This is a genomic window from Bradyrhizobium sp. LTSP857 (assembly GCF_000938285.1).
Classification (GTDB): domain Bacteria; phylum Pseudomonadota; class Alphaproteobacteria; order Rhizobiales; family Xanthobacteraceae; genus Bradyrhizobium.
This window is the reverse complement of record NZ_JYMS01000046.1, coordinates 1-20,401: the sequence shown is the minus strand read 5'-3', so window position 1 is coordinate 20,401 and position 20,401 is coordinate 1. Positions and strand designations below refer to the sequence as shown.

Below are 20,401 nucleotides of genomic sequence, written 5' to 3'. Positions count from 1 at the left end.
GGAACTGGCGCAATCCTTACGCGGCGATCGCCGGAAAAGCCAGAAAAGGCACATGGTCCTGACCACGCGCCTCTGCTCACGATTGCGGGAGTTGGGAGCCCGTTAGTGCGACTGCAATCCCGGCGATCCCGTCTCGGGATGGATCTCGGCCGCCATCATGCCCTTGGACCCGGGCCCAAAGCGGACCAGCACATACTGGCCGGGCCGCAATTCGGTCATGCCGAAGCGGCGAAGCGTCTCCATGTGCACGAAGATGTCGGGGGTACCCTCGCCGCAGGTCAGGAAGCCGAAGCCGCGCAGCCGATTGAACCACTTGACCTGGGCCCGCTCCAGCCCGCTGGTCGCGGTGACCGTGACATGGGTGCGCGGCGGCAGCATCTGCGCCGGATGGATCGCGGTCGACTCGTCCATCGAGACCACGCGGAAGGCCTGGTAACCCTTGGCGCGCTGGATGCACTCGACGACAATGCGGGCGCCCTCATAAGCGGTCTGGAAGCCGTCGCGCCTAAGCACGGTAACGTGCAGGAGCACGTCGGGCCAGCCATTGTCGGGAACGATGAAGCCGTAGCCCTTTGAGGCGTCGAACCATTTGATGACGCCGTGGACCTCGACGAGGTTGGCGCTGGCCTCACCAAGTCCGGTGAAGGGACTGAGCGCGCTATCGCGACCGCCGCCGTGTTCGCCGGCTGCGGGAACTCCCAGCTTCTTGGACTCAAATCCGTCCGACGACCCCATAACCCCGGACCCCACACATGCCATGCAACCCGCCCTCAGTGGCGGCGTCGAATCACGCGTCTTTCGAGAACCTTCAGAGAATCTTCTCAACTGGACGCGACGCGAATCTCTCGAATCAAAAGATAACACTCCCGGTTGCGAGGCATAGACAAAAAAGAGATTCACCGGAACCTATGAACAGCTTGCACAGGCGCGAATCAAAAACGACCGTTCAATTACGGACGAACGGCCCGAGTGTTTCGCCGATGTCGTGGTGGATCACGAGGTCGGCGATATCGTCCTGCTCGGTCGGCTCGCGATTGATGATCACCAAACGTGCACCGGCGTTCTTCGCCATCATCGGAAAGCCCGCCGCGGGCCACACCACGAGCGAGGAACCGATCGCGATGAAGAGATCGCAGGCTTGCGACAGCTCGGTCGCGCGCTGCATTTCATCCTCCGGCATCGCCTGACCGAATGAGATCGTTGCGGTTTTCACCGGCTCATCACACGCGGTGCAGTTGGGCGCGGCGCCATCCTCGTCGAAACGGCGCTTCACCCAGTCGAGCTGATAGGCCTGCCTACATCCGATGCAGCGCGCATAAGTGGTATTGCCGTGAAGTTCAATCACGCGATCGGCCGCAAAGCCCGAGGCCTGGTGCAGATTGTCGATGTTCTGGGTGATGACCGCGGGAACCTTGTCGGCGCGGTGCAGTGCTGCGAGCGCGCGATGGCCGCGGCCAGGCTTTGCCGCCGCGAAAGTTTCTTGCATCGCAAAGCGGCGGCGCCAGGATTCGTCCCGCGCGTCCTGGCTGGCAACGAATTCATCGAACGGGATCGGACGGTTGCGGGTCCAGAGGCCGCCGGGCGAGCGGAAGTCCGGGATGCCGCATTCGGTCGAGATACCGGCGCCGGTGAACGGGACGATGGTCTTGGCTTCGGCGATCATGTCGCCGAGCCGTTCAACGCCGCTTTGAAGGTCTGATGCAATCACTCGCCGCCTCCTGCTTTGCTTTCGCGCTAGCTGCAACACGTTCAAGCGACAAGATTGTTGACGCTCTTATCCACTGCCGCGCAAGTCGCGGTCGGCAATTTTTTCCGACCCTCGCTTATCACAATCCTGCAATGCCTCCTCCCCATTGACGCCCCAATCAGAAGCGCCAATGCATGTGTTGACGCGACTCAACGTGATTGCGGCGGCAGTGCTTGAGTTCAACAGTGCACACATACTCAGGTGTAGTGGGGATTTGACATGACCGAAGACGAACAACGCAAGATTCGCGAACGAGATGAAATCGCCGCACGTGTTGCCGCCTTCCGCGCGACGCAGGAAAAGTTCAAGCGCGAGCGTGACGAGTACTTCGTGTCGACGCTCGAGAACGCCCGCAAGGTGGAGCGGCCCTCGCTCTGGCCGTAGGATATCGCGCCAGATGCGCGCGCATGAAAAAAGCCCGGAGCATTGCTCCGGGCTTTTCGCTTGTCGGTTATGACCTGCGATTACCAATAATTGCGGTAATAACGGTGGCGATAGTAGCCTGGTCCATAGGCGTACGGGGCAGGACCGTAGGCATAGGCCGGGCGGCCATAATAACCGTAGCCGGGACCATAGCCGTAGCCGGGACCGTAGCCATAAGGACCGGACGCCGCAACCGCGCCAGCAGTGATCGCGCCTGCGGCGAGACCGAACGCCAAGCCCGGTCCAATGCCGCGACCGCGCGCTTCCGCAGGTGCTGGCGCCGCAACCGCCGTCACGCCAACCGCCGCGATCGTCGCCAAAACTGCCAATGTTTTCTTCATCATGCATGTCTCCTTCACATCTGGAGAGACAACGTCATCCGCCTGCGATGGTTGCGCGGAGCGGCTATGTCGGCGCCGCAAGGCATGCGAAAAAAACTCCGTCCTGAAGGGAACGAAATCGCCTCAGTTTCAAGTGCGGAGCCTCCGCTATCCGGTAGAGGTAACAGCACGAAGACCCCGTCAGCATCTCCGCGGTGCTGGCGGGGTTTTTCAGTTTCGAACGGACAAAATGGCAGCAGACGTAACTGGCTGCCAACGGCGACGGCGCCTTGGGAGGAGAGATTGCCGATATCAGCGCTGCTGGCCCGCATCCGCCGGCTCGTTCCCAACACCAACGAGCAGCATTACGACGAGATCGTCCGCAATTTCGGCGTCGGCGCCCTGCGCCCGCCACCGACGCCCATGACCGACGGCGAGCTCGCCCGCGCCATTGCGGAGTTCCTCAAGGCAACGCCGTCCACGGAGACGGTTGCGACGCTGGGCCGGCGGCTTGACCCCTCCTCCCCACTCTGAGTGGCGTTTCTTCTGTCAGCGGGGAACGTGCGCCTCGCGCGCACGTTGATCGTGCCTTCATGAGAAGAGGCTCAACATGCCCGCGTGGCTCGACATCCTGCTCAATCTGTCCGGCTATGCCGGCTTCGTGGCGCTCGCAACGCACGGCACCTCATGCCGGCAGACGGGTGCCGACGATCCGACCTCATAGCGACGAATTTTAATTCGCGTGCGGCGCCTGGCCGGCGGTACGCATCAATCGGTCGGCCTTGACCGCAACGCGCGTGTCCTCGTCCTGCGGCCGCAGCGAAAAGCTGATCACGACGAAAGCGAGACAGAACAGCGTGCCGACGACGGCAACGCGCCGATAGGTCTGGCGGTCGCCTTGATAAAACGACGGTTCTAAAAATGGGGTCATGGCAAAATGGGTTTTCTTGTTGTCTTTGCCAGACACCTATCCCAACGGCGCGCAAGCGCAACGCGATTGGGCTTTTAACCTAACCGAATAGGGTTATCGCGACCGCTGCAAGCTTTCGTTAGGAGTTCGCCGAGACGCCTCAGATCTCGGCAAGCCACTTCAATGTCGCGCGAAAACCCAGACTGCGATGACCCGCGACCAGCACGGTGCCGAACACCTCGGCGTCATCCCCGCTGAACGTCCCGGAAAAGCCGCTGGTGGCCTCTGCGCCAGCGAACAGCGGCCGGACCAGCGGATCGGCGAACGGCGAATGCTGATTGGTGGCAAGCTCACCCTTCCAGGTGCCGTTGCCGACACTGTACGACCCGCGCGACCAGAAATACGGCCCTCCTCCGAGCAGCATGCCGTCCCGCAGCACCAGCACGCCGCTGTCGCGGCCCTTCACGCCGTCGAGCATGTGGATGTGGATGGAGTAAAGCCCGTTCTTCATGGATGCGCCCGCCGTCGTCAGCGACGATAGCGCCGGACGCGCAGAGCGTCGAGATGCCGCCGGGGAGCTTCTCGCGGTTCGCCGACCGGCTTTGTTCCAGCTTCGACTCCATTTCGTTCTCAAAGAACGAATCGGAATCGGCGAAATCGGCGCGGAGCAACTCCTAACAATTGGTTTGCATCGCCAGAGCGCATCTTCGATTCCCATCGACGCTGTCGACGTCATGCGGAGCAGCCGCACCTTGAGCAAACGACTGTGCGACACATCAAGCTGACTCGTTTTGATACAGGCCCTGCGTCGAGATTCAGACAGCCACGACTTGTTCTGCATCCGACTCCACTTCGTTCTCAAGGAACGAATCGGAGTCGGAAATATCAACGCGAAGCGAATCCTAATGACGGATGAAGACGCGACTGATCACTTTGCCGGCGGCAGGAATCTCGAGATGAGAATTTCGAGACGCGCGCAAAGCACGCTCATGATCTCGCGAGCTGATGATCTCGCGACATGCCCTGCTCGACACGCAGCTATTGCCGCGTGTTATCGATGTCCGGCGAGACCTCTCATGCCGCGCGCTTGGCGTTGCTCTTCTCCGCAAAGCATTCGAGGATCTGGATGCGGAGTTCTTCGGCGGCCGGGCCCTCGACCTTCCTGAGTTGATTCCAGAGCCTGATCACTTCGCGCTGTTTCTCGATCGTCATGAGTCACCTCCAAGGCGATTCACTAGAACAAAAGTAGAACAAAAAGTCCAGCCCTGGCCAGAGATTTCCTCATCACGTCGCCTTGAACCTTTTTGGTGGCGCGAGGACCCATGGAGGCTGGGGATTTCAGCGCCCAGTCATACTGCAGCGCCGCCTGACGAACATATTCCGTCACCGCGGCGCTGTTGCTTTTTGGATTTTCAACCTTAAGTTAGAAACACGGCTGGCGGCTAGGCGCTGAAATCCCATTGCCGTCGGCTAGAGAGCCCCGTGCGCAAGCGCGGGGTTTTTCTTTCGGGGACAACCGCGCCGCTCGTTGGGAACGCTGGAACGAACTCCCCGCCTCCGCATTGTCAAACCGAAATCGATGGTGCTGTCGGTTGTGCGACGCGACCGCCAGCATTGAAGAACCCCGCAGCTCCCCCGCGCGGGGTTTTTCTCTTTCGGTCGCGGGCGATGAATTGCGACTGATGACTTGCGACTCTTGGCGAAAAGGAAAACCCGATCGCGATCGCCGAGCACTCTCCTGTCCTCAGACAGTGAACCTTTTCAGCGCTGGCGCGTCTTATAAGTGAAGCTTCCCCCAGGCTTCATCCCCATCAGAAAACCCCGCCTTCCCCAGGCGGGGTTTTCGCTTTTTACGGCGCGCGATGGCCGGATCAGACCGAGTCCTTGGCGACCTTCAGCGGCGACGCCTTGACCGACTTGCTCGCGGGCTTGGCCGCAAACTGCATCGGCTCCTTGGTGAAGGGATTGACGCCCATGCGGGCTTCGGTCGCAGGCTTGTTCACGACCGACATTTTCACGAAGCCGGGAATGACGAACTCGCCGGACTCGTTCAGCTCCTTGTAGCCGACGGTCGCCATGAACTCGATGACCGACTTCACGTCGTTCTTCGAAAGCTGCGTGCCCTCTGCGATTGCATCGATCAACTGGGTCTTGGTCATCTTCGCCATGTCTCAAAGTCCTCTGAATTGGGTGCGCGCGAGCCACGATGTAGCTCTGCCTGGGACGCCGTAAAACTACCCGGCGCGCTTCTATTCATGCCTACGGTCATGAAGCAACCGGGCTTAGAACCTATCGAGGCCGAAAACGCAAGCCGCAGTTGGGCGTGGGTTCCTCATCTTTTTGACCCGGACAACCGCCTCTGTTGGGCTATTCGATACGACACCAGAAATCGAAAACAACAATATCCCTATGGAGTTCTGCTGGTTCGTTACGCGTTCTCGCATGGCCATCTCCATGACCTCATCCCCAAGACCTGAAATCCAAGACCTGGACGTCTTTGCAGACGGCCCAACCCCGCCGATTGGCCGGGCCCCGATGCCTGCCCCGCCGCCCAAGGTTGCTTCAAAGCTCAAGGCGGGTTCACTTTTGGGGCCAGCTCCTGCATAATGCTGCATGGCTAAAACAAAAGTGACCTTCAAAACCGTCCGCATTTCAGACAACGACTGGAAAATACTGGCGGACTACCCGGACCACGAGCAGCGCCAGATTACAGGCTTCACCAGCAAGGCAGATGCCGACGACTGGATCAACGGGGATCGCAAGATCGCATGGCTCCGTTCTCAGGGCTATGCCAAGTGATGTAGCTTCACGTGACGTAGCCGTCGCGCGCATCGCGCTTCAATTCCACCCAGGGCCAACATCGTTCGGCAGCGGGACACTCGTTTTGCGAGTCTGACTCCATGAAGGGGTCACCTCATCGTGAAACTTGTGACTCGGCATGCGCTGTTGAGACTTCAGTAACCCAACCCATCCAAGCTCCGCGCAGTATCGTTGCGTTGGAGTACCCCCTACAGTGCTGGATTTTGATGAGCTGCGTGAACTCGCAGCCGATGTTCGCGTTTTCGTCGATGTCGCCGAAGACAAGGCCGAGGCGCTCAGAGCCGTCATCGCGGCTTATGACGTGGTGTTGGCGATCTTCCCGTCCGGCGACGGCATGGGCCTCCACGTCATCAAGGGCAAAGAGATCCTGGACAGAATCGCAAATTCGCGCGCGCATGCGATGTACAGCCACACGGCGATCGCGGTCCCCGACCTCGAGCATGCGGAAGTGCTCAAGCACCTGACGGCCCCCGTCGAACAACGGATTGCAGCCTAGTTGCAGACGGCGACCTTCAGGCCCCCACAGCTATCCGGTGCCTGCCGGGCGTCGTCATCCGCAGCCTTCCCACCAAGTCGACCATATAACCCAGCGCGATCAGTTTGGTGCTGTGCTCGACGGGAATTGCTGCTGGCGGGTCCAATGTCGAGCAGTTGCCGACCTTAAGCAGCGAGGCAAACTCTTCGCGCGTGAGCGTGTTCGGAGCCATGATGCGGATATAGCCCGGTTCCAAAATCTGGGATGGTCAATTTTGCTCAGGTCATGAATTGCGGTGAGCACCGTAACTCTGTCACCGCATTTCGCCGAAATTCCGTAATTCCGATCGCGGATATCTCAAGACGAGATAGCTCCCGCGAGACGGACCAACCTAGATGCTGGTGCTCCACGGCACCAGAATTTCGCGATAACCATTCGCGGTCCGCTCGACATGGGCAAGGGCTGGGAATGGGTAATGAAAGCCCTGAACCAGCATCTTCTCCGCCACCAGCATATCGTAGATTCTGCGACGGGTGGCTTCGGCCATGACCGGGTCTTGATCGATCGCGGCGTGCCAGCTGGGATTTTCGACAAACAGCACCGGGATATGGGCGACATCGCCCTGAACGAACACGCTCTTGCCGGCCGACGACAGCACGAACGACGTGTGGCCGACGGAGTGCCCCGGTGTTGCAACAGCGGTGAGCCCTGGCACAATTTCGTTGCCCGGCACGACGTCCTTGCCGGCCTCGAATGGCGTCACTTTGCCGCCGAGCGCTGCGATGATCCGCCTGGTGTTCTTGAACAGCCCTTCGATCCGCCCCTTCGGAGCACGGCTCATCTCGCCGTCGTCCATCCAGAACTTCAGTTCGGCGGCCGGCACGAAAATCTCGGCGTTCGGAAACGCCGGCTTGTTGTCCGCGGTCAGCAGGCCATCCACATGGTCGACGTGGAAATGGGATATGACGACGGCGTCGATATCCCCGCGATCGAGACCCGCAGCCTTCAAATTGGCCGCGAACTGGCCCGCAGTCCCCTTCGTGCGCGCAACCGCGGCATCGCCAAGGCCGGTGTCGATCAGGATCAGCCTCGCTCCCGTGTTGACGACGATCGGCGTGAACGGGACCGTCAACCCATCCGTGTTACGGAACGCCGCTGTGAGCGCGGCCTTGACCTGATCGGTGCTGGCATTCGTCACGAAGCCCTCAACCGGAAACCTGAGCGCGCCGTCCGAAATCACGCTGACCTCGAAATCCCCGACCTGGTATCGATAGAAACCCGGAGCCTGCTGTCCGGCGAGCGGAGCAGCAGCGCGGGATGACCCGGCCAATGGCAAACCCGTTGCAGCAGCCAGTGCCGCGCTACCAGCCAGCAGTCCACGACGAGATACGAAGGTCATGATATCTCCGGCACTTGCGAGGCTTCATTTCGGGACCGGCGAGCCGTGATGCTGGGCGATCAGCCATTGACCGTCGACCTTCACCAAAGCGAGGGTCAAGCGATACGGGACGACGGTGCCATCCTTCAGCGTAAAACTCGCGAAACCGGAGCTCAGGAGAACATTCGACCCGACCGCGATGGCTTGTTGATCGCCCATCTTCGCTTTGATGCCCGGCGGGAGCTTGCTGTAGTAGGCACGCACGCCGTCTGAACCGGTGAAGAGCTGGGCCGTCGATCCGAAAAGCGTGGCATCCTTGGTGTAGAGCGCGACGAATTTGTCGGCGTCGCCGGAATTGTAGACCTCCTCCCACTGCGCGCGGACCATTGCGGCGTCTTCGCTCGGTCCGGCCTTCGCGAGCTGCGGCGACAAGGCAATGACAATAACAAGAACTGCAAAAAGCTTCTGCATCAGGTTTCTCCCCAAATAACCGGCGTGTCTGCGGGACGCCGTTCCGCCGCAACTATCTTCAGCTCAAAATTTCAACAAAGCACGACAAGCCGCCGGCAGGCTATCGCCGATGTCCTGTTCGGGTCAACTCGACAAGCTCAATGTGAGGATCTTGGATCCGGGGATATCGCGATCACGCCCCTCCTCGCCGGGATTGCGGTGACAGCGCTGGAATCACGGTGACAATGCTGAACGGCGTTCACCCGGCGCGGCGTGGCAAAATGCTAATGGGCAGGTTTCGAACCGGCGCTCCGGTTGACCGTGCGCAACGTCAGGGCCAGCGGCACCATCACCGCCGCAATCACGCCCAGCGCAACAAACACGTCGATATAGGCAAGCAGCGTCGCTTGGTTCTGCACCATCTGATTGACAATCGCCGCGCTGGTTCCGGATGAGCTGCCGGTGGCCGCGCGCCCATTCAGATATCCCTGTATCCGGCTCAACGTGTCGTTATAGAACGGATTCCAGGAGCCGATATGTTCGACCAGACGGCTCTGATGAAACTGCTCACGCCGCGCCAGCACGGTCTGGCTCAGCGCCACGCCCATCGATCCGCCGAAATTTCGCGCAAGGTTGATCAGCGCCGAAGCCTGGTCGGTCTTGTCAGGTGGAATGCCGTCGTAGGATGCGGTCGTGATCGGAATGAAGACGAGCGGCAAGCCTATACCGAGATAGATGCGTGACCAGGCGAAGTACCAGTAATCTGCATCAGGGTTGATGCGAAGCAGGTCGATCATCGCATAACAGGCTATCGCCGCCCCTACCGCGATCAGATAGCGCGGCTGGATGAATCCAAGGCGGCCAACCACCACCATCATCACCATCGTCACCGCGCCGCCCGGCGAGATCGCAAGACCAGCCAGGGTGGCGGTGTAGCCGAATGCCTCTTGCAACAGCTGCGGCACGATCTGCGTCGTCGCGATCAGGAGCGCGCCCGTCACCAGCATGATGAGAAAGCAGGTGCCGAACTGGCGTCCGGTCAGCATCTTGATGTCGATGAGTGGTTTCGGGCGATTGAGCTCCCACGGGATGAACAGCAGCAGCGCGGTGGCGGATATCGCCGCGAACGTGACGATGAAGTTCGAGCTGAACCAGTCGTCGATCTGGCCGCGGTCGAGAACGACCTCGAGGCCACCGAGGAAAATCGCAATCAGCAGAAAGCCCACCCAGTCAAAGTCGAGGCCCTTGGCCCACATCCGCTCGCGCTCTTTCTTCTTTTCAGGCGAACTCGGAATGATCATGTAGATCAGCACCAGCGAGATCAATCCGACCGGCACGTTGATGAGAAAGCACCAGTGCCAGGACAGATTGTCGCTCAGCCAGCCGCCGAGTGTCGGCCCGACGGCAGGTGCCACGACCACGGCGATGCCGTAGAGCGCAAACCCCTGGCTGCGCTTGGCGGGTGGGAAAGCCGCGGCCAGAATCGATTGCGCCACCGGCGTCATGCCGCCGCCCGCCAGCCCCTGCAACAAGCGGAACACCAGCAAGGACTGCAGATTCCACGCAAAGCCGCACATCAGCGAGCTCGCCGTGAACAGTGCAATGCAGACCAGAAAGAAGTTCTTGCGTCCGAACATCTCGGCAATCCAGCCGCTGGCGCACAGCACGATGGAGTTGGCGACCAGATAGGTGGTTATGACCCAGGACGCCTCGTCGCTGCTGACAGCGAGGCCACCGGATATGTAACGCAGGGCCACGTTGGCGATGGTGGTGTCGAGCACTTCCATGAAGGTCGCGATCGCCACCAGGACGGCAATGATCCAGGGGTTCGCGTCACCATATTCGCCCTTGGCCGCTGCGTCAGGCATTTGCCACCATCCCCTCAGGGACGAACGGTGACGGTCGGAACGACCGACATGCCCGGTCCGAGTTCAATGTCGGGACGCTGGTTGAAGGTGATCTTCACCGGCACGCGCTGCACCACCTTCACATAATTGCCGGTGGCGTTTTCGGCTGGCAACAGACTGAACGCGGTTCCGCTGCCCGCCTGAACGCTGTTGACCTGGCCGGGAAAACTGCGGCCGCCGAACGCGTCAATTCTGATATCGACGGGCTGGCCGACGCGCATGTCGGCGAGTTGCGATTCCTTGAAATTGGCCGTGACCCAGATGTCGAGCGGCACCACGATCATGATCGCCTGCCCGGGTGCTGCCAGTGCGCCGACGGCTGCCGTCAGTTTCGTCACCCGCCCGTCGACGGTTGCACGCAGCTCGGTTCGCTGCAGATCGGCGTCGGCGCGATCTTTCTGTGCCCTGGACTGATCGAGTTGCGCCGCGGCGCCGACCTTTTGCGCGTTCAGGACGTCGATCTGCCGTTCGGCCGCCACCTTGGCCGCGTTGGCTGCGTCAAGGGCGGCCTGCTTGCCGTTGAAGTCGGATGAGGCCTGTTGGGCGCGCTGAACAGTCCCGGCGCCCTTCTGCACGAGGTCCTGATAGCGGGTGTTTTCGTCGGTTGCGAATTTGAGCGCCGATGCCGCCTCCGTCACCTGCTGGGTGGCCTGATCGACCTGGGCTTTTTGCCCTGCGATCTGGGCTTCGACGTTTTTTACGGTTGCTTCGTTCTGACGGATCTGCGCGTCGGCCTGATCGACCGCGGCTTGATAGTTTCGTGCGTCGATGGTCGCGAGCAGATCGCCTGTTTTCACGATCTGGTTGTCGGTGACATTGACGCTGACAATGCTGCCGGAGACTTGCGGGCTGACCAGCACCGACCGGCCATCGATAAACGCATCGTCCGTACTCTCGTAGTGACGGGCGTGAAGATACCAAGCGATGCCTGCGATGATGCCGACGACGATCAACCCAAGGCAGGCGATCATCGCGATCGGGTGCTTGCGGAATGCACCCTTGACTCCCGCGGGCCCCTTTTCCGGAGTCTGATCGGTTTCCTGCGGCTTGCGGTCGGTCTGTCGGCCCTCCGGATCCGCTTGGGGCTTCTCTGACCTGACGCCGGCATCTTTCTGCACAACAGGATCGGATGTTTTGGGAGATATCTTCTCGGGCGAGCGGTCCCTGCGCAAGGTTTCCCCCGACGCCGAGGTCGACGAACCTGCAACTATCGGATCAACAGAACTCATGCCGCCTGGCTCCATGACGTCAATGCGAACCGGCTGTTGTGCATTGCCGAAGTGGAACGAACGGACCAAGGCGCAACTTGTTCCCGGGTGTTGCCGCCCTTCGTCACCAGGACGTCTGCGGTTACGGTTGCGAGATCACTTGTCCGGTGCGGATGGCTTATGCCCTGCGGTTGAATGCACCGTCACCGCGATTGGTATTTGCCGCTCGTCGCCTCACTCCGGCTTTGCCGTGCTCCGCAACCCGAACATTAGCAGGATGACGGCCACGATGATCGCCAGGCCGATGAATACGAATCCGGCCGTGATCATCGCCTCCTTCCAAGGCTCCGCTTCGTGCCCCCGCCGCCGTGGTCGGCGAGAGCGCGGCTGTCCCAAGCACAGCGGCCAATGTTGTGACGGTCCAATTGCCGTACGTTCCAATGAGCAGCGTCCAATAGGCCGCCGCCTTCGTACGTGTCGATAGCCTGACCTCGTTCCAGATGGCGCCGACGGCAAGCAGGAACGTTCCGTTCATTACGCCCTCCAAATGGGCGGCCAACCCCATCCTCACATTTGCAAAATGCTGCTCGACCAGCCCCGTCAGCAAGCCGATCAAGAACAAGACCGTGCCATGCCCAGAGGAGCCTTCGTTTCTCATCGGCCATGTTTCTCATCGGCCATGGGTCTCCCCTCGAGCTGTTGACATTCAATCATCGCCCGCCACGGCGGTCATCCTGATGCTTGGGATGGTCGGCACCATGCGCGCGAGGATTTTTTCTTGCCGGCTCTTGTAAGGCTCCCACAGCAAAACTACGTCAAGGTCTACCTGAGCCTGCAAGGGCTCCTTAAACCAGATTTTCCGAGCTGTTGAAGTTCGGACTTTGCGGTGCCCGTCGCCGCCCAGACCTTTTCGTTTCTCTGTGGCCATAACAGGCCGGTGTTGAATCTCGTTTCAATACTCGTTGGCGACGGGATGCCTTCGAGGATCACTTCTCGGCTTTGCCGGGGGGCGTTCCTCGTCGTACCGGAACATCTCCCTGCAAGCATAACCTTCAGCAGGATGCAGATGAACCAGAACCACCACCTTCCCCTTCTTGTAGCCAGTCTCACCGCCGGATGCGCCGCGCTGGCGCTTATCGCGGCAATCCTCAGCGGTGAGAAATCCTCCCTCTCCCAATTCTTTACGACAGCGAACAGCCTCTTCAATGTAGGCACCGGAGCCCTCATCGGGCTCCTTGCCGGGCGAACGAGGTCACGCTGATGCGCGGTATCGCTCGATATCCTCGCCCGCCTCCCGAACCTTCTTCAGCCAGGGCGCCATAGCGCCGACGCCGCTCCATGTCTCGCGCAGGCTACGGAGCGGCTCGAGCGGTGCCCGCGGCAGGACATCTACATTGAGCCAGTCCCCCGCCACCCCGGCATATAGAGTAATTTGTATATACAGGACTTGCGCGCGGCTCCAAATTGTATATACACATTATAGATGCTGGACATTGAGTTCGACCCAAAGAAGGACGCTTCCAATCTCGTTAAGCACGGGATTAGGCTAGCGCGAGCCAGCGAGTTCGTTCCGGTCAAAATCTTGGAAGACGTTCGGAAGAACTACGGAGAGACCCGATACCGGGGCTTTGGGTTCATCGGCAAGGGAGCTTATGCCCTCGCTTTCACCGTCACTGAGCTGAAGACTGGCGGAAAGCGGGTTCGGGCGATCAGCCTCCGCCCTGCCAACGAAAGGGAGATTGAGCAATATGGTCTCGCGAAAAAAGATCGTTGATGATCCGGAGAATCCGGAATGGAGCGCAGCAGACTTTGCGCGAGCAAAGAGCCCGGAAGAGGTGCTTTCGCCAGACGTTTTGGCCGTCTTTGGTAAGAAGCGAGGGCCGCAGAGGGCGCCGAAGAAAGTTCCGGTATCGATCCGCCTGAGCAAAGTGGTTGTTACCCATTTCAAGGAAATGGGACCGGGATGGCAATCGAAGATCGACACCACGCTAAAGAACATAGTGATGAGAGCGCGTCGCGGAAAACGAGCGGTCAGCAGGCGACCCGCGTCGAGCGGCAAGCGGGCCGCTGGCAGCAGATAAGGCTTCGAATACGGTGCCCGTGCATTAAATTCATTCAAGCCCGCATTGAGTGGACCGAAATAGAGGCCGTAGCTTGCCTGCAAGCACGGGCGGCGTCATTGAATGCGCCATAATCCCCGCCCCCGCATCCACCACTCTCATTCAGCCTTGATGTTGGCGTCCTTGATGATCTGCTCGTACTTCGCCATCTCGCTCTTGATGTAGCCGGCAAAATAATCCGGCGTGGAGCCGAGCGGTTCGAATCCGAGCAGCGCGAAGCGTTCCCTCACCTCCGGCCGCTGCACGATCCTGGCGACCTCGGCTTGAATCGTCGTGACGAGGTCAGCGGGCATGCCCTTCGGGCCCCACAGGCCGTACCAGGAGCTGAACTCGAAGCCTGTCATGCCGGACTCAGCTACGGTCGGAATCTCCGGAGCGATGTCGACGCGCTTGGTGCTGGTGATGGCCAGCGCCTTGATGCTTCCGGCTTTCGCCAGCGGCAGCGACGACAGGATCGGATCGGCGATCAACTGCACCTGGCCGCTCATCAGGTCCGTCAGTGCGGGGCTTGCACCCTTGTAGGGCACCACCAGGGTGTCGACACCGGCATCGCGCTTGAGCAGCTCGATCGCCATGTGCCCGGCCGAGCCGAAGCTCGATGTCGCGAAGGTGTATTTGGTCGAATCCTTGCGAACCAGGTCGAAGAATTCCTTGAGAGTTTTGGCGGGCGACTGCGCATTGGTGCTGACGATCAGCGGTCCGCTGGCCACCAGCGAAATCGGCGTGAAGTCAGTGACCACGTCGTAGGGAACGGCCTTGTGCAGGAACGGCGTCACCACATGGATCGACGCGGTCAGCATCAACGTGTAGCCATCCGGTGCGGCCTTGGCGACATAGTTCGCGCCGACGATGCCGCCGGCGCCACCGGCGCGGTTCTCGACGATAAAACTCTGCCCGAACGACTCGGTCAGCTTTTGCGCGAGAAGGCGCGCGACGCCGTCGACGGAGCCGCCTGCGGGATAAGGCACCACAACGGTCACCACGCGACTCGGATAGCTGTGCGCCTTGACCGGCGCCGCGGCAAGCCCGAGCAGGGCCGTGCCCAGCAGGGCAAGGACATGAAGTCTTGTCATCGAGGATCCTCTCAAAAATTGCGTTAGAAGATGCCTCGGGTCGCTTCCCCCGTCGATTATGTTTTGGCCGGTGACAAACACGGCATGGCCTGAACACAAAATGGGTTGCGGCGACAGTACATCAAATTCATTCGCCGTCGCCAACCCGCCTATTGCGGCTTCGGTCCCCGCTTGGCGGACAGCGTCAATTGAGCGAACTGTCGCCGTGACGGATTATGCGGTAACTAGGCCAGCTATGATTTGGGCCAACTCGGTTTCATCCCCGTCAAAACTGGCAATCATGGCGTCGAGCATGGCACCAGGGTCGAGCCTTTCCAGATCGAGGGGATGGCCTGCGCGATCAGCCAGCATGGCAAAAAACGACAATTGAGAGCGCCCGTTTCCTTCGCGGAATGCGTGGATGACATTCAATTCGGCGAGGAAGTGCGCAGCCTTCGCTGCGAACTCGGCCGCGGGCAGATTCTCCAGGAAATGGTCGGCCTTCAAATCCAGAAAAAGCTTCGCTGCCTGCGTGTCGATATGTTCAGGAAAGCAAAACGAGCTGCCTTGTTTGGACATCCGGACCGTTCGGGGCTTCCCTGCCCATTCGTAGACATCCTGGAAAAGATGATGATGAACGGCGCAATAGTGGGCGAAGTCCAGTTGGCCTTCGGGCAACGGCTCGGCCGATCGAGCGCTGGAAATTTCGGCTTCGAAATCGTCGAGGTCGTCCTGGTCCCGCAGGTCGAGCTTGTTAACAAGAACCGTCGAGTTTTCGTAGGTGTAGGGATCGTCAACCGCATCGTACATGCGATGACGCTTAGCGCTTGCGGTAACTGTGCAAAATCGAGCGGCGATACTCTTCTGCTGAGAGGCCCTTGGCGGCGGCTTCGGTGGCCCTTTTTTTCATGGCCGGCTTCAGCCGAATGCCTTCCACATCGCTGATCTTAGCAAAGCCCGCACGGCCAACGACGAAGCCACCCTTGACGGTTTTTCCAGTCTGCTGTTTTTGCTTTGGCATTGCTCGAATCTATCACATTTTTCTGGCTTTGCCACGCTCTCCTGGACCCCAACAACGGTGCACTCAACTCACTCCTGCCTGCCATTGGCGTTAAGTTCGCCGCAATTCCCGTGTCTCACTTAAGGGGTGCAGTCGAGCACTGTCAGCGTAATGACCAGCCTGTTGCTGCACCAAATCCTCTCGGCTCACACTGCCGCCATTCGGATTGTTCCAGCCTGAGGCCCATCTTCTTCACCGACGACTGGTTACGGTATCAACCTCGACACAATCCGGTCCAATCCAATGCGTGCACAGCCTTCGTCGCCCGCTCCGCCCGCACCGCCCACCGGAACGCCGGCAACACCGGCAACACCGATGCCGCCGACGACATCATCTCCGATGCGGATCGGCAAGCCACCACCGAGCGCAGTCATGTGCTCAAACACCATCAAACCGTTGGCACCCGGGCTGCGCTCAACGAACGTCCCCATCTGCACGGTGCTGATCCGCAGCATTGATGCCGTATAGGCCTTGCGCAAAGCGCCTTCGAGCAGATGCGGATTAGCCCCGTCGGCACGCAGCGTGGCGCGTACCTGCCCGGAGCGATCCACCACGGTCACTGCGATTTTGTAATTTTGCGACAGGCAGCCATCGAGCGCGGCACGAGCGCCATCGAGCGCCAATGAAAGCGGAAGCTGACGCTCAGTCAGCAACTCCTCGGCAGGCGCGCCGTCGGCGAGGAGCGAATACACAATCAGAGCCGCGGAAAGACGAACACATGCTCTACGTAACATGCTTGTTATTCTAGTCCAAAGAACCGCGCGAAGGGAAGGCCTTACGGCGACAGTGCTGAACTGCACTGTCGCCGCAATTGTTTATTGGCATTTTCCTGGGTTACCAGAACACCAGTTACTTACCTGTGTGCTGCTCCAACCTTTCCCCGTGTTGGCAGACACGCACTGTTCGTAAGTACAGGTCTTGGCCTTAGGCGCCTTCGATGCCTTTTGCTGAGCCACTGCGGATCCGCCTACCAGACAAAGCACCATCGCCAAAGTAAGAACTCGCATGAAATTCTCCTGCTAAAACGTACCAAACCTCCAGCGGTAACCTCGGCCACGCGCCGCTCTTCACTTCTTCTTCCCGTTCTCAGCGGCCATACACGCCGCCATATCCGCCTGCCGGTTTGCCTTTGACTGACCGAAAGAACTTCCGAAAGCTCCATGCTCGGCTACGGACTGTCTACAGCACCTCACCGAGTTGCCCAGGCTGGTGCACATCGACAGGTCCTGGGCGAAGGCCCCGCTTGAGGCCAAGACAAAGGTAGTAATCAAAATTGTTCTCATGAAAATTCCCTCAGGGGTCAGACTGCCAACTTCACTTCTTTCCTTTCTGCTCCTCGCGCGCCTTGCACTTGCCGAGGAAGTCCCAGCGCGAAGCAACCGAGCTGGTGTCGTCACCGGCAAACAAGCCCTTCGCGTTCGCCTGCGAACAGCAGGAAGTCGAGAAGCCGGAGCCCGTGCATTTGTCCATGCTGCCTGCAGCCTGAGCTGGAGGGACGAACCACAGAGCAATGAGGGTGGCGCTGAAAATTGATATTCTGAAACGCATCAAAATCTCCCTGGGATTGAAACGCAGGCAGCCTAGAAGACAGCACAACCTACGGCAACGGGAATATTTCTGGCGCGTTCTGGTTGATTGCACTTTGCATGAATCTAGTTATTGAACGCCCCGCCTTCGGCGCTCCGACCCCCGATGGGGTTACGGTGACAGTGCACTCAACACGCTCTTTGCTGCCATTTGAGTTACGGTGACAGAGTTACGGTGACAGCACTGTCACCGTAATTCCCACCCCTCGGCGGAAGTTGGGGTGCTGACACTACTCTGGATGAGCTTGTTGAGATGTTTGGAAGAGACGACGATCCCGAAGCCGACGGCTCGTCCGACTCGAATGAGGGCAATGAGGAAGACGAGGGCGAAACCAGAGGAGATGGTGACGACGGCGGAGATGACGATGAAGGAGATTAAAGCGCCCTCCCGAAGTGATTTCCGGTGCTCAATAAAATAGCCTCGGCACCAACAGCACCGTAAGCGCTGTTCAGCGGCCACCTACCGGATGATGGGGTGATCTGCGAGTCTGCGGTTCGATTTGGACCGTTAGGCTTAGAATGGACACAGTGCATACTGCTATCACGGAGCCGGTACGGCGGCTTGAGGTCTTCACCGGCGCCGGCCGTCGGCGGAAGTGGAGCGACGAGGACAAGGCGCGGATCGTCGCGGAGATTGTGGCGAGCGGCGACTCGGTCTGTTCGGTAGCCCGACGGCATGGATTGTCACCGCAGCAGTTGTTTGGCTGGCGACGTCAGTTGCGAGAGGCAGCAGGCGGTCATTCCGAAATAGAAGAAGTGCAGTTTGTGCCGGCGGTGGTGGATGTCGCAGTGCCGGCGCCTGCTCTTGGCCGGGAGCGCAAAGTGGCGCGCTGCAAACCCAAACCGGATGTCCGAACTTGCCGTTGCGATGCCGGGATCATCGAGATCGAAGTCGACGGCATCACGATCCGGGCCGGTCGTGGTGCGGACACGGCAATGATTGCGTCGATCGTCCAGGCGCTGAAGGCGAGCCGGTGATCGGTCCGTCGGGTGCGGTCCGGGTGATGGTGGCGACCAAACCGGTGGACTTCCGCAAGGGGATGGAAGGGCTTGCGACCCTGGTGCGCGAGAGCATGGGGGCTGACCCATTCTCGGGAGCTGTCTATGTGTTCCGTGCCAAGCGGGCGGATCGGATCAAGCTGGTGTTCTGGGACGGAACGGGTCTGTGCCTGTTCGCCAAACGGCTTGAGGATGGGATCTTCCGCTGGCCGAAGATCGAGGACGGCGTGATGCGTCTGTCGGCGGCGCAATTGTCGGCGCTGTTGGAAGGGCTCGACTGGCGGCGTGTCCACGAGGTACGGGAGACGCCAGCGCCAACGCAAGCCGGATAGTTGTTGGCAGCGCTGCGGCGAAGTGAATCAGGGGCATCGAGCGCGTCGCCAGATGGCGGCGAATATGCTCTGAATTGCGTGTGAGCGACGCCCTGCCTGACGATCCCGAGACGCTGAAAGCGATGCTGCTTGCCGAGCGGTGCGAGAGCGAACGGCTGCGTCAGATCATCAAGGAATTGCAGCGGCATCGGTTCGGCCGGCGGGCAGAGACCTTGCCTGAAGATCAGATGCTGCTGGGCCTGGAAGATGTCGAGCAGGTCGCAGCGTACAGCGAGACGGCGCAGGACGTCAGCGCACCTGAAAGCCGTGAGGCTCGGGCTCGCAAGCGCCGGATCAACCGTGGCGCCTTGCCAGCGCACTTGCGGCGGATCGAGGTCGTCGTCGATATCGACAATAAGATCTGCTCCTGTTGCCAGGGCGAGTTGCACCGGATCGGCGAGGATAGAAGTGAGCGGCTGGACCTGGTCCCGGCGCAGTTCCGGATCCTCGTCACCCGGCGTCCCAAATACGCCTGCCGGGCTTGCGAGGACGGTGTCATGCAGGCGCCGGCCCCGGCCCGGCTGATCGAGGGTGGTCTGCCGACCGAGGCCACCGTCGCCCAGGTCCTGGTCTCCAAATATGCCGATCACCTGCCACTCTACCGGCAGGCGCAGATTTACGCCCGCCAGGGCATTGAGCTTGATCGTTCGACGCTGGCGGACTGGGTGGGACAGGCAGCCTTCCATCTGCGCCCGTTGCATGAGCGGCTCCTTGGCAAGCTCAGGCAGCGGCCAAAGCTGTTCGCCGACGAGACGACGATGCCGGTGCTCGATCCCGGCCGCGGGCGCACCAAGACCGGTCAGCTCTGGGCCTATGCGGCGGACGACCGGCCATGGGGCGGTGCCGATCCGCCGGGCGTCGCCTATGTCTATGCGCCCGACCGCAAGGCCGACCGACCGATCGCTCATCTGGCAGGCTTCAAGGGGATCCTGCAGGTCGACGGCTATGCCGGCTATGGCAGGCTCGCCGAGCGTGGCAACGTTCAGCTTGCATTCTGCTGGTCGCACATGCGGCGTAACTTCTACGAACTTGCCACCCCCGGTCCTGCGCCTATTGCGAGCGAGGCGCTCAAGCATATCGCCGAGTTCTATGCCATCGAGAAGGACATCCGCGGCCGCAGCGCCGAGGAACGTCGTCTCGTTCGACAACAGAAAAGCCGGCCGCTGGCGGAAGCCTTCGAGCTGTGGCTCCGCGCAAAGCTCGCGTTGATCAGCCAAAAGGGCAAGCTGGCAGACGCCATCCGTTATGCGCTCTCACGCTGGGATGGCCTGACGGGCTTCATCGATGATGGCCGTATCGAGCTCGACAATAACGCCGTCGAGCGCTCGATCCGTCCGATCACGTTGAACCGTAAAAATGCGCTGTTCGCAGGCTCCGACGGCGGTGCCGAGCACTGGGCCACCATCGCCTCCCTGGTCGAAACCTGTAAGCTGAACGACCTCGATCCGCTTGCCTACCTGACCGACGTCCTCACCAGGATCGTCAATGGTCATCCGAATAGCGAGATCGATCAGTTGCTTCCGTGGGCCTATTGCCGTCACGACCTCAGAGCTGTGGCCTGAAAACAGCGCTTAC

Annotated in this window: 27 protein-coding genes; 9 read left to right on the top strand and 18 right to left on the bottom strand. The window is 60.2% G+C overall.

Features of this window, described 5'->3' with window-relative positions; translation table 11 throughout:
* Positions 1-102: 102 nt before the first annotated feature.
* On the bottom strand, positions 103-735 hold the full coding sequence (locus tag UP06_RS29550; RefSeq protein ID WP_045007223.1) for a cold-shock protein: 633 nt from the start codon (positions 733-735) through the stop codon (positions 103-105).
* 211 nt (positions 736-946) lie between these two features.
* Positions 947-1,708, bottom strand: a complete 762-nt coding sequence (locus tag UP06_RS29545) for an SIR2 family NAD-dependent protein deacylase (RefSeq protein WP_045007222.1) — start codon at positions 1,706-1,708, stop codon at positions 947-949.
* Positions 1,709-1,966: 258 nt separating this feature from the next.
* On the opposite strand from UP06_RS29545, the gene UP06_RS41680 reads away from it, so the two are divergent.
* Positions 1,967-2,131 carry a hypothetical protein gene (locus UP06_RS41680; RefSeq protein ID WP_008130359.1) on the top strand — a complete coding sequence of 55 codons (165 nt, stop codon included), beginning with the start codon at positions 1,967-1,969 and terminating at the stop codon, positions 2,129-2,131.
* A gap of 80 nt (positions 2,132-2,211) precedes the next feature.
* Here UP06_RS41680 and UP06_RS29540 read toward each other — a convergent pair whose 3' ends face one another.
* Positions 2,212-2,511 carry a hypothetical protein gene (locus tag UP06_RS29540; protein ID WP_045007606.1) on the bottom strand — a complete coding sequence of 100 codons (300 nt, stop codon included), beginning with the start codon at positions 2,509-2,511 and terminating at the stop codon, positions 2,212-2,214.
* 282 nt (positions 2,512-2,793) lie between these two features.
* Between UP06_RS29540 and UP06_RS29535 the strand changes: the two genes are divergently transcribed.
* Complete coding sequence (locus UP06_RS29535) at positions 2,794-3,024, top strand: hypothetical protein (protein WP_045007221.1); 231 nt, start codon at positions 2,794-2,796, stop codon at positions 3,022-3,024.
* Positions 3,025-3,223: 199 nt separating this feature from the next.
* Here UP06_RS29535 and UP06_RS29530 read toward each other — a convergent pair whose 3' ends face one another.
* The 4 genes from UP06_RS29530 to UP06_RS29520 all read right to left on the bottom strand — a co-directional run bounded on the left by UP06_RS29530 (position 3,224) and on the right by UP06_RS29520 (position 5,568).
* Positions 3,224-3,421, bottom strand: coding sequence for a hypothetical protein (locus tag UP06_RS29530; RefSeq protein WP_045007605.1), 198 nt, complete (start codon positions 3,419-3,421; stop codon positions 3,224-3,226).
* A gap of 139 nt (positions 3,422-3,560) precedes the next feature.
* On the bottom strand, positions 3,561-3,911 hold the full coding sequence (locus UP06_RS29525) for a GrlR family regulatory protein (protein ID WP_045007220.1): 351 nt from the start codon (positions 3,909-3,911) through the stop codon (positions 3,561-3,563).
* A 563-nt stretch (positions 3,912-4,474) separates the two neighbouring features.
* Positions 4,475-4,612 carry a hypothetical protein gene (locus tag UP06_RS41675; RefSeq protein ID WP_197087423.1) on the bottom strand — a complete coding sequence of 46 codons (138 nt, stop codon included), beginning with the start codon at positions 4,610-4,612 and terminating at the stop codon, positions 4,475-4,477.
* 659 nt (positions 4,613-5,271) lie between these two features.
* Positions 5,272-5,568 (bottom strand): HU family DNA-binding protein, encoded by a 297-nt coding sequence (locus UP06_RS29520; RefSeq protein ID WP_045007219.1) that lies wholly within the window; start codon positions 5,566-5,568, stop codon positions 5,272-5,274.
* A 445-nt stretch (positions 5,569-6,013) separates the two neighbouring features.
* Between UP06_RS29520 and UP06_RS29515 the strand changes: the two genes are divergently transcribed.
* Together UP06_RS29515 and UP06_RS29510 are read left to right on the top strand one after the other, a co-directional pair.
* The gene (locus tag UP06_RS29515) at positions 6,014-6,199 is read left to right on the top strand and encodes a hypothetical protein (RefSeq protein ID WP_045007218.1); all 186 of its coding nucleotides are present in this window, start codon (positions 6,014-6,016) and stop codon (positions 6,197-6,199) included.
* Between the two features lie 214 nt (positions 6,200-6,413).
* Complete coding sequence (locus UP06_RS29510) at positions 6,414-6,716, top strand: hypothetical protein (RefSeq protein WP_045007217.1); 303 nt, start codon at positions 6,414-6,416, stop codon at positions 6,714-6,716.
* 16 nt (positions 6,717-6,732) lie between these two features.
* On the opposite strand, the gene UP06_RS29505 is transcribed toward UP06_RS29510, so the two are convergent.
* The 6 genes from UP06_RS29505 to UP06_RS40265 form a co-directional block, all read right to left on the bottom strand.
* Positions 6,733-6,927: a hypothetical protein gene (locus UP06_RS29505; protein WP_156163306.1), complete on the bottom strand. Its 195-nt coding sequence runs from the start codon at positions 6,925-6,927 to the stop codon at positions 6,733-6,735.
* Between the two features lie 159 nt (positions 6,928-7,086).
* Entirely contained in the window at positions 7,087-8,094 is a 1,008-nt protein-coding gene (locus UP06_RS29500; protein WP_045007215.1) for an MBL fold metallo-hydrolase, read from the bottom strand.
* 24 nt (positions 8,095-8,118) lie between these two features.
* Positions 8,119-8,544 carry an SgcJ/EcaC family oxidoreductase gene (locus UP06_RS29495; RefSeq protein WP_045007214.1) on the bottom strand — a complete coding sequence of 142 codons (426 nt, stop codon included), beginning with the start codon at positions 8,542-8,544 and terminating at the stop codon, positions 8,119-8,121.
* Positions 8,545-8,807: 263 nt separating this feature from the next.
* The gene (locus UP06_RS29490; protein ID WP_045007213.1) at positions 8,808-10,391 is read right to left on the bottom strand and encodes a DHA2 family efflux MFS transporter permease subunit; all 1,584 of its coding nucleotides are present in this window, start codon (positions 10,389-10,391) and stop codon (positions 8,808-8,810) included.
* A gap of 14 nt (positions 10,392-10,405) precedes the next feature.
* On the bottom strand, positions 10,406-11,728 hold the full coding sequence (locus tag UP06_RS29485; protein WP_245305583.1) for an HlyD family secretion protein: 1,323 nt from the start codon (positions 11,726-11,728) through the stop codon (positions 10,406-10,408).
* 88 nt (positions 11,729-11,816) lie between these two features.
* Complete coding sequence (locus UP06_RS40265; protein WP_197087422.1) at positions 11,817-12,296, bottom strand: styrene oxide isomerase; 480 nt, start codon at positions 12,294-12,296, stop codon at positions 11,817-11,819.
* An 825-nt stretch (positions 12,297-13,121) separates the two neighbouring features.
* On the opposite strand from UP06_RS40265, the gene UP06_RS29470 reads away from it, so the two are divergent.
* Positions 13,122-13,412: a BrnT family toxin gene (locus UP06_RS29470; protein ID WP_050032211.1), complete on the top strand. Its 291-nt coding sequence runs from the start codon at positions 13,122-13,124 to the stop codon at positions 13,410-13,412.
* On the top strand, positions 13,378-13,719 hold the full coding sequence (locus tag UP06_RS40260) for a BrnA antitoxin family protein (RefSeq protein ID WP_502691615.1): 342 nt from the start codon (positions 13,378-13,380) through the stop codon (positions 13,717-13,719). Before UP06_RS29470 ends, UP06_RS40260 begins: the two co-directional genes overlap by 35 nt.
* A gap of 137 nt (positions 13,720-13,856) precedes the next feature.
* Here the strand turns inward: UP06_RS40260 and UP06_RS29465 are convergent, their stop codons facing one another.
* The 5 genes from UP06_RS29465 to UP06_RS41110 form a co-directional block, all read right to left on the bottom strand.
* A complete protein-coding gene (locus tag UP06_RS29465) occupies positions 13,857-14,831 on the bottom strand; it encodes a Bug family tripartite tricarboxylate transporter substrate binding protein (RefSeq protein ID WP_045007209.1) in 975 nt (324 codons plus the stop codon).
* A gap of 213 nt (positions 14,832-15,044) precedes the next feature.
* Entirely contained in the window at positions 15,045-15,620 is a 576-nt protein-coding gene (locus UP06_RS29460; RefSeq protein ID WP_045007208.1) for a Fic/DOC family protein, read from the bottom strand.
* A gap of 10 nt (positions 15,621-15,630) precedes the next feature.
* A complete protein-coding gene (locus UP06_RS29455) occupies positions 15,631-15,831 on the bottom strand; it encodes a hypothetical protein (RefSeq protein ID WP_045007207.1) in 201 nt (66 codons plus the stop codon).
* A gap of 245 nt (positions 15,832-16,076) precedes the next feature.
* Positions 16,077-16,562 carry a GlcG/HbpS family heme-binding protein gene (locus tag UP06_RS29450; RefSeq protein WP_050032209.1) on the bottom strand — a complete coding sequence of 162 codons (486 nt, stop codon included), beginning with the start codon at positions 16,560-16,562 and terminating at the stop codon, positions 16,077-16,079.
* A 622-nt stretch (positions 16,563-17,184) separates the two neighbouring features.
* Positions 17,185-17,418, bottom strand: coding sequence for a hypothetical protein (locus UP06_RS41110; RefSeq protein ID WP_156163305.1), 234 nt, complete (start codon positions 17,416-17,418; stop codon positions 17,185-17,187).
* Positions 17,419-17,975: 557 nt separating this feature from the next.
* On the opposite strand from UP06_RS41110, the gene tnpA reads away from it, so the two are divergent.
* The 3 genes from tnpA to tnpC all read left to right on the top strand — a co-directional run bounded on the left by tnpA (position 17,976) and on the right by tnpC (position 20,388).
* A complete protein-coding gene (gene tnpA / locus UP06_RS29440) occupies positions 17,976-18,434 on the top strand; it encodes an IS66-like element accessory protein TnpA (protein WP_045005335.1) in 459 nt (152 codons plus the stop codon).
* A complete protein-coding gene (gene tnpB, locus UP06_RS29435) occupies positions 18,431-18,787 on the top strand; it encodes an IS66 family insertion sequence element accessory protein TnpB (protein WP_045004130.1) in 357 nt (118 codons plus the stop codon). The genes tnpA and tnpB overlap by 4 nt, the downstream gene beginning before the upstream one ends.
* A 122-nt stretch (positions 18,788-18,909) precedes the next feature.
* Complete coding sequence (tnpC, locus tag UP06_RS29430) at positions 18,910-20,388, top strand: IS66 family transposase (RefSeq protein ID WP_045004267.1); 1,479 nt, start codon at positions 18,910-18,912, stop codon at positions 20,386-20,388.
* Positions 20,389-20,401 lie beyond the last annotated feature (13 nt).

Bases quoted from the DNA above. Each gene is read 5' to 3' on its own strand.
- UP06_RS29550 (WP_045007223.1), bottom strand. From the start codon at position 735: ATGGGGTCGTCGGACGGATTTGAGTCCAAGAAGCTGGGAGTTCCCGCA.
- UP06_RS41680 (WP_008130359.1), top strand. From the start codon at position 1,967: ATGACCGAAGACGAACAACGCAAGATTCGCGAACGAGATGAAATCGCC.
- UP06_RS29540 (WP_045007606.1), bottom strand. From the start codon at position 2,511: ATGAAGAAAACATTGGCAGTTTTGGCGACGATCGCGGCGGTTGGCGTG.
- UP06_RS29530 (WP_045007605.1), bottom strand. From the start codon at position 3,421: ATGACCCCATTTTTAGAACCGTCGTTTTATCAAGGCGACCGCCAGACC.
- UP06_RS29525 (WP_045007220.1), bottom strand. From the start codon at position 3,911: ATGAAGAACGGGCTTTACTCCATCCACATCCACATGCTCGACGGCGTG.
- UP06_RS41675 (WP_197087423.1), bottom strand. From the start codon at position 4,612: ATGACGATCGAGAAACAGCGCGAAGTGATCAGGCTCTGGAATCAACTC.
- UP06_RS29520 (WP_045007219.1), bottom strand. From the start codon at position 5,568: ATGGCGAAGATGACCAAGACCCAGTTGATCGATGCAATCGCAGAGGGC.
- UP06_RS29515 (WP_045007218.1), top strand. From the start codon at position 6,014: ATGGCTAAAACAAAAGTGACCTTCAAAACCGTCCGCATTTCAGACAAC.
- UP06_RS29505 (WP_156163306.1), bottom strand. From the start codon at position 6,927: ATGGCTCCGAACACGCTCACGCGCGAAGAGTTTGCCTCGCTGCTTAAG.
- UP06_RS29500 (WP_045007215.1), bottom strand. From the start codon at position 8,094: ATGACCTTCGTATCTCGTCGTGGACTGCTGGCTGGTAGCGCGGCACTG.
- UP06_RS29495 (WP_045007214.1), bottom strand. From the start codon at position 8,544: ATGCAGAAGCTTTTTGCAGTTCTTGTTATTGTCATTGCCTTGTCGCCG.
- UP06_RS29490 (WP_045007213.1), bottom strand. From the start codon at position 10,391: ATGCCTGACGCAGCGGCCAAGGGCGAATATGGTGACGCGAACCCCTGG.
- UP06_RS40265 (WP_197087422.1), bottom strand. From the start codon at position 12,296: ATGAGAAACGAAGGCTCCTCTGGGCATGGCACGGTCTTGTTCTTGATC.
- UP06_RS29470 (WP_050032211.1), top strand. From the start codon at position 13,122: ATGCTGGACATTGAGTTCGACCCAAAGAAGGACGCTTCCAATCTCGTT.
- UP06_RS29465 (WP_045007209.1), bottom strand. From the start codon at position 14,831: ATGACAAGACTTCATGTCCTTGCCCTGCTGGGCACGGCCCTGCTCGGG.
- UP06_RS29460 (WP_045007208.1), bottom strand. From the start codon at position 15,620: ATGTACGATGCGGTTGACGATCCCTACACCTACGAAAACTCGACGGTT.
- UP06_RS29455 (WP_045007207.1), bottom strand. From the start codon at position 15,831: ATGCCAAAGCAAAAACAGCAGACTGGAAAAACCGTCAAGGGTGGCTTC.
- UP06_RS41110 (WP_156163305.1), bottom strand. From the start codon at position 17,418: ATGCGTTTCAGAATATCAATTTTCAGCGCCACCCTCATTGCTCTGTGG.
- tnpA (WP_045005335.1), top strand. From the start codon at position 17,976: ATGGACACAGTGCATACTGCTATCACGGAGCCGGTACGGCGGCTTGAG.
- tnpC (WP_045004267.1), top strand. From the start codon at position 18,910: ATGCTGCTTGCCGAGCGGTGCGAGAGCGAACGGCTGCGTCAGATCATC.